The organism is Candidatus Nanopusillus massiliensis (genome assembly GCF_920984865.1).
This window is the reverse complement of record NZ_OV100765.1, coordinates 562,364-562,644: the sequence shown is the minus strand read 5'-3', so window position 1 is coordinate 562,644 and position 281 is coordinate 562,364.

Genomic DNA, 281 nt, shown 5'->3' with positions numbered 1-281 from the left:
TAAGGTATAAAATAGATCCAGAAAAGAAATTTATTTGTTTAAAAATTAATGCAATAACTTGTGCTATTATTGAAATCATAATTAAAGAAAGTACATTGCTGTCAAGTATTCCCTTATCAAAATTAAATGCTAATATAAAAGTACCTAAAGTAATTGTATAATCTAATACTACATTATATTTTTGAAAATAATATCCTATTTTTGTGTCTCCATTTAATGCTACTACTAAACCTGGTAAAAGTGAATATTTTATAGCAGAAGCCATTCCTGCTGTATATATT